This window comes from Desulfobacula sp. (genome assembly GCF_030145145.1).
Classification (GTDB): domain Bacteria; phylum Desulfobacterota; class Desulfobacteria; order Desulfobacterales; family Desulfobacteraceae; genus Desulfobacula.
Genome location: NZ_JAQYWD010000082.1, coordinates 1 through 5,069, shown reverse-complemented (window position 1 = coordinate 5,069; position 5,069 = coordinate 1). Strand labels below are relative to the sequence as shown.

Here is a 5,069-nt window from a genome sequence, read left to right as displayed (position 1 = left end):
GAGTCTTTGGGGGAGCTTTGTGACATAGTAAACAAGGAAAATTTTTTATACCCCGGGACAGAGCTGAAACTGATATTTAAGGCTGCATAAGCTGCATTTAAATTTGGCTAATGTCAGGAGCTCTGAAATTGAAATCAAAAGAAAAACGCCCCAAGGACTGGGCAGCCGAAGAACGTATTGCAGCAATAATTAAAACGGGTTCCATGACTACTGAAGAATGCACTGCCTGGTGCCGCAAAACCGGTATTTTCATCCATAATCTGGACCAGTGGAAAAAAGATGCCATATCAGCAATGATTCCAAAATCAAATAAAGAACAGATTGAAAAAGACAGAAATTTTAAAAAAGAAATCGCTGCTTTAAAAAAAGACTTATCCCGCAAAGATAAAGCTCTTGCAGAAACTGCAGCCTTGCTGGTTCTAAAAAAAAAAGCCCAAGAGATTTGGGGGGAGCCAGAGGACGATTGATAAGCCAAAAAGACAAACAAACTGTGTTGAACTTGATTTTAGAGGCTTGTAAATCCGGAGCTCGAAAAAGCAAGGCCGCCCAATTATTGGGACTGACCATTCGAACTCTCCAACGGTGGGGCAAAAATGGTCTGTTGGACAGCCGAAAGGGTTCTCGAGCCGCCCCTGACAATAAATTTTCTGATGATGAGAAGACCCAGATAGTTAATGTATTAGAATCGCCTGAATTTGCTGAGTCCAATCCAAATCAGATTGTGCCGAAACTCGTTGACCAGGGAATTTATATAGGCTCTGAATCAACCATGTACAGGATACTTCGTGAATTAAAAATGAATATGCACCGCCAATCAAGCCTGCCTGCAAAAAGGCACAGTCCTGATCCTTTGATTGCATATGGCCCGAATCAGTTGTGGAGTTGGGATTATTCCGATGATAATATTATTCCGATTCTTCACTGCAAAGCAGCATAAATCAACTGCTTCTGGTTATAAAAATCGGAATAATAACTGTATACACTTGAGTTTTTCTCTTTTTCTTATTCTATAAATAATTTCATAAAAAGAAAGGGGACCAATCAATGAAATCTAAAATAATAGCAGAAGAAATTACTGCAATCATTGAATACTGCCGTGGAATCCGAACTAATAATAATATAAAGGGGGTAAAAAAAAACCTATCCTACTTATTTGAGGACTCAAAGCTTGATTATATGCTTAAGCGGCTTTATGGATTTATATAACGTCAAAAAAATTATTCCGGCTTTTTTGATGAAATACATGTGTTTTTCCTGCTTTTTAGTGAAGAATCGGAATAACTTTATTATCGGAATAATCCCAATTATTCCGACATCGGAATAACACCGATATCACATATTTGCCGTCAACGGTGAGGGGCAGGTTTTTTTACCTGTATATGGTGATGGATTTATACAGCCGAAAAGCTGTGGCGTGTCAAGTTTATGAACATGAATCCGGAGACCTGGCAGCAGAGCTGATAACTGATGCCTGTCTCCGAGAAAAAATTTCAGAAAAACAAGTGACCTTGCATTCTGATAACGGATCTCCCATGAAATCTGCCACCATGCTTGCAAAACTTCAGGATTTGGGAGTCATTCCCTCATTCAGCAGACCCAGGATCAGCAATGATAATCCATACTCAGAATCATTGTTCAGGACATTGAAATATCGGCCGGAATATCCGGACAAATCATTTGAAAACATATATGATGCCAGAGAGTGGGCCAATCGCTTTATTCACTGGTATAATAAGGAGCATCTGCATAGCAGTATCCATTTTGTCACCCCGGAGGACAGGCATAATGGCAAAGATGTAAAAATTCTTGCAAACCGTCAGCAGGTATATCAGGAAGCCAAATCAAAGAATCCTGAAAGATGGTCAGGAAAAACAAGAAATTGGAATCCTGCCACAGAGGTTGTCTTAAAGAAATTTGTAAATATTCGGGTTAGTCATTTTTTTTATCATCGGTTTAAAAAAAGTTCGGGACACGAGTAAAATAATTTGATATACGAAGAAGCATGGATTCTTCTTGTCAAAAAATACTGCCACTAAAGCCCCAGGAAATAAATATTCAAGCCATTGATGGATTGGACGAATCCTCTCCACAAATTCGCATCTTTGAAAAAGAGTATCTGGAATTAAAATCCGCTGTGGGGTATTGGCGGGCAATGCATGGCAAAGCCATTCTCCGTGAAAAAATACTCCAGCAAACGATCAAGAAACTGAAAGGGCAAATTCGTGATCTGAGGCATCGTATATTTGGGAAGAAAAGCGAAAAGCCAAGTGCCAAGGAAGAGAATGGAAAGCCAAAAGATCCAAAAACCAAACGTCCTCGAGGCCAACAACTCGGCAGTAATGGGCATGGACTTACCGAACGTCCCGATCTTCCAGTGAAAGAAGAAACAGTGGTCTTCGATGAAACGCCAATATGCCCTGTATGCGGAAAACCATACATTTCACATGAGGATGGGGAAAAAGAATCAATTCGATATTCAGTTAACGTCAAGGCACATGTCCGTATATACAACCGGCAAAGTATGAAAAAAGGCTGTTGTTGCAAGGGGGTAGCGGATAAACTTACGGCGCCAATACCTGTCAATGTTATTCCCAAAAGTCCATATGAGATTCAAATCTGGGAAGCAGTCCTTTTAACCAAATTCCATTATTGCCAGCCAACCAATCGTCTTTTGAATCAATATGCAGAGCTTGGCCTACCTATTTCTCCAGGAACCATTGCCGGTGGTTTAAAAACACTAAAGACAATGTTCCAACCTGTTTATGATGCACTTTACAACCATCAAATGACAGAAGATCGGTTCCATAATGATGAAAGCAGTTGGAAGGTTTTTGAGACCGTTGATAATAAAATTGGCAATCGTTGGTGGTTATGGGTCAGCCGTTCTGTATCCGTTGTTTATTTCCAGATTGCACCGGGCCGTGGTGCCGATGTTCCCGTGGAATATTTTAAAAATACACAACAGCAAAAAATTATTGTAATCTGTGATCGGTACAGTGCATATAAATCCCTGGCAAGACAGATGCCATTTATTGTTTTGGCCTTTTGCTGGGCACATGTACGAAGAGACTATCTGGATGCTGCCAGAAAATATCCAACCCTGGAAGAGTGGGCTCTTTACTGGGTTGAAAAAATTGGAGAGCTGTATCATATCAATAACCATCGTTGTAAACTGTTTGATCAACAACTTCCCATTCAATGGCAAGACGCATTATTTAAAGAACTGCATGGGAAACTCGTTGAAAAGATGGACGCGATCGTCCAGGAACGAGACAATTTTATAACATCCCACGATCCTGATGACCCTAATTTAGATCTGTTGATCAGAGTTAAATACAAGATTTTGACAAGCCTTAAGAATCATTGGAAGGGCTTAAGCGTATTTGTTGAACACCCTGAAGTGCCTATGGATAAAAATCCCGGAGAAAAATCCATTCGAAACCCTGTGACAGGGCGGAAAAATTTTTATGGGTCAGGCAGTAAATGGAGTTCCGAACTGGCAGCAATAATGTTCTCCATTTTTCAAACCCTGGGTTTATGGGAAATCAACTGCAATCACTGGTTAAGGGCGTACCTGATCGCCTGTGCTGAAAATCACGGCAAGGCACCTGAAGATCTATCTGTTTTTCTTCCATGGGAAATGGACAAGGGGTGCAGACAAAATCTTTCCCGCCCACCTGACACATCATGATCCGTTACTGTGGACGCAAGTTCACTTCCGTCGAACTTGAACAGATTCAATCCCTGATAAAACACAACCCAGGATTCAACAGAACACGGCTCTCCACTGAAGTTTGCCAGATACTTCAATGGTTAAAACCTGACGGAAAGCTCAAGGACATGTCGTGCCGTGTTGCCATGTTGCGTATGGACAAGGATGGATTGATACAACTGCCTCCATCTACTCGGAAGAAACAGCCTGTGAGAACAATTTTATTCACACCTGCAACTGACCCCCAGGATCCTTTGGTATGCCCTGTTAATCAGCTGCCACAACTGCATTTGCAAATCGTCACCAAAGCCACCTCAACTCTATGGAATGAATACATTCAAAGATATCATTATCTTGGTCATTCTCCCTTGCCCGGGGCTCAGTTGCGATATTTTATCACTGTCGGGGAACAAATTGTGGCATTGACAGGTTTTGGAGCAGCCGCATGGCAAACAGCACCAAGGGATCAATTCATAGGATGGAATCATGATCAAAGAAAGACAAATTTACATCTGGTTATCAATAATGCTAGATTTTTAATTTTACCCTGGATCCAATCAAAAAATATAGCTTCAAAGATTCTTTCCTTAATGATCCGGAGCCTTCCGGATGACTGGGAAAAACGATATAACATCCGACCTGTGCTGATGGAATCATTTGTACAAAAAAACCGTTTTGCCGGTACTTGTTATAAAGCCAGCAACTGGATCAAGGTTGGAGAGACCAACGGTCGTGGAAAACTTGGCCCCATGGGCAAAATTAGTGTTCCCATCAAAGATATCTGGGTGTATCCTCTGGAGAAAAAATTTAGAACATTGCTAAAAACTTGACTCCTGATGACTAACCCGAATATTTACAGAAATTTAAAAAAGTTAAAAAACCTTCAGAAAAGATGAAGAAGGTGGCATAAAATGTTGAAAATAGCGATGCGCTAGCAAAATCTTCTCATGGGTGAGAATGGGCCACAATTACCCGTCGGAACCCATGAGAAGATTTTGCGGGAAAGTTGGCAAATCATTTTAGGAAAAGGCGACAACTTGCTTGACATCCACCGCCCTTTATGACCTTATAAACACCTATTTTGAAGGCAGTGGGAAAACAAATGAATTGGGTGCTCTCGGACATTCCAAAGAGAAACGTTACGATTGTCCCCTGGTAACCCTGGCCTTGATGCTGGACAGCAGTGGTTTTCCAAAATGTAGCAAAATATTTGAGGGAAACGTAAGTGAACCTGCAACCCTGGAAAAAATGATTAAGGGAATGGAAAGAAAAAGGCTATCTCCGGATATATTTGAACCCTCAAAAGCAACTATTGTCATGGATGCTGGGATTGCCTCTGAAGAGAATATTGAATGGC

4 protein-coding genes and 2 pseudogenes are annotated in these 5,069 nt (G+C 41.0%); all 6 read left to right on the top strand.

What is annotated here, in order from left to right; all coding sequences use genetic code 11:
* Nucleotides 1-128: 128 nt before the first annotated feature.
* Nucleotides 129-467 (top strand): hypothetical protein, encoded by a 339-nt coding sequence (locus Q1Q15_RS25280; protein ID WP_300465538.1) that lies wholly within the window; start codon nt 129-131, stop codon nt 465-467.
* Nucleotides 464-937: a hypothetical protein gene (locus Q1Q15_RS25275; RefSeq protein WP_300465536.1), complete on the top strand. Its 474-nt coding sequence runs from the start codon at nt 464-466 to the stop codon at nt 935-937. Before Q1Q15_RS25280 ends, Q1Q15_RS25275 begins: the two co-directional genes overlap by 4 nt.
* Nucleotides 938-1,328: 391 nt before the next feature.
* Nucleotides 1,329-1,979 (top strand): annotated as a pseudogene (locus Q1Q15_RS25270) (DDE-type integrase/transposase/recombinase); the annotation flags it as partial.
* Between the two features lie 23 nt (nt 1,980-2,002).
* Nucleotides 2,003-3,691 (top strand): IS66 family transposase, encoded by a 1,689-nt coding sequence (locus Q1Q15_RS25265; RefSeq protein ID WP_300465534.1) that lies wholly within the window; start codon nt 2,003-2,005, stop codon nt 3,689-3,691.
* Nucleotides 3,688-4,542 (top strand): DUF4338 domain-containing protein, encoded by an 855-nt coding sequence (locus Q1Q15_RS25260; RefSeq protein WP_300465531.1) that lies wholly within the window; start codon nt 3,688-3,690, stop codon nt 4,540-4,542. The genes Q1Q15_RS25265 and Q1Q15_RS25260 overlap by 4 nt, the downstream gene beginning before the upstream one ends.
* A 211-nt stretch (nt 4,543-4,753) precedes the next feature.
* Nucleotides 4,754-5,069, top strand: a pseudogene (locus Q1Q15_RS25255) (hypothetical protein); the annotation flags it as partial.

Coding starts and splice junctions, on each gene's coding strand:
- Q1Q15_RS25265 (WP_300465534.1), top strand. CDS start 2,003: ATGGATTCTTCTTGTCAAAAAATACTGCCACTAAAGCCCCAGGAAATA.
- Q1Q15_RS25260 (WP_300465531.1), top strand. CDS start 3,688: ATGATCCGTTACTGTGGACGCAAGTTCACTTCCGTCGAACTTGAACAG.